This is a genomic window from Aeromicrobium sp. (genome assembly GCF_032084975.1).
In the GTDB taxonomy this organism is placed as follows: Bacteria; Actinomycetota; Actinomycetes; order Propionibacteriales; family Nocardioidaceae; genus Aeromicrobium.
Genome location: NZ_DAMDLR010000014.1, coordinates 58512 through 59957, shown reverse-complemented (window position 1 = coordinate 59957; position 1446 = coordinate 58512). Strand labels below are relative to the sequence as shown.

The following is a 1446-nucleotide window of genomic DNA, read 5'->3' as shown; positions in this document are numbered from 1 at the left end:
TCGTCCACGGCATGTGGACGTCGGCAGCCGCTCAGCACGCCGTCACGACCGAGACCGGCCAGCGCATCGCCGGCTGGACGACCCGGTTCATGGCCCCCGTCCGCCCCGGTGCCGAGGTCGAGGTCCGCGCCGACCGCGTGGGCCTGACGCACGGCCGCGAGGTGCTGGACGTGACCGTCCGCGCCGACGGCGAGATCGTCATGGCCGCGTCCGCCCTGCTCGACGCTCCGCGGACCGCGTACGCGTTCCCGGGCCAGGGCATCCAGAGCCCCGGCATGGGCATGGCCGGCTACCAGCGCTGCCCCGCCGCCCGTGAGGTCTGGGACCGCGCGGACAAGCACACGCGCTCGGCGCTGGGCTTCTCGATCCTCTCGGTCGTCCGCGACAACCCGACCGAGCTGACCGTCGACGGCGTCACGCACCACCACCCCGACGGCGTCCTCTACCTGACGCAGTTCACGCAGGTCGCGATGGCCGTCCTGGGCGCCGCCCAGATGGCCGAGCTGCGCGAGGGCGGCGCGTTCGTCGACGGCGCCGTGCTGGCCGGCCACTCGGTCGGCGAGTACAACGCGCTCGCCGCCGTCTCGGGCGTCATCAGCCTCGAGGCCGTCGTCGAGGTCGTGTTCCAGCGCGGCTCCGTCATGCACACGCTCGTGCCCCGCGACGAGAAGGGGCGCAGCGACTACCGCCTCGCCGCGATCCGGCCGTCCCAGATCGGCCTGGCCGACGACGAGGTCAAGGACTACGTCGAGGGTGTCGGCGAGGCGTCCGGCGAGTTCCTGCAGATCGTCAACTACAACATGCGTGGCTCGCAGTACGCGATCGCCGGCACCGTCCGCGGCCTCGAGGTCCTGGAGAAGGACGTCGCCGAGCGCCGTGCGCGCTTCGGTGGCAAGGCCGCGTTCATCCTCGTGCCCGGCATCGACGTGCCGTTCCACAGTCGCGTCCTGCACGGCGGCGTCCCGGACTTCCGGCACAAGCTTCAGGAGCTGCTCCCGCCCACGATCGACCCGTCGATCCTCGAGGGCCGCTACGTGCCGAACCTGGTGCCGAAGCCGTTCAGCCTCGACGAGGACTTCGTCCGCGAGGTCGAGGAGTACGTCGGCGTCACGATCCCGCGCTCGGAGGATCCGGGCGCGCTGTGCCGCGACCTGCTGATCGAGCTGCTCGCGTGGCAGTTCGCCAGCCCGGTCCGCTGGATCGAGACGCAGGACCTGATGTTCACCCCCGTCGAGGAGGGCGGACTGGGCGTCGAGCGCTTCGTCGAGGTCGGCGTCGGCTCGGCTCCCACGGTGGCGAACCTGGCCTCCGGGACGCTGAAGCTGCCCGGCTACCCGGCGGTCGAGGTGCTGAACGTCGAGCGCGACGCCGCCGTCGTGTTCGGGACCGACGAGGACCCGGCCCCGGTGGAGGACGACGCACCGGTGGCGAGCGCCGAGGCGCCCG

At 72.3% G+C, this 1446-nt stretch carries 1 protein-coding gene; it reads left to right on the top strand.

The features are described 5' to 3' along the window. On the top strand, positions 1-1446 hold a 1446-nt coding region (locus tag RT323_RS05680; RefSeq protein WP_313405752.1), incomplete at both ends, for an acyltransferase domain-containing protein.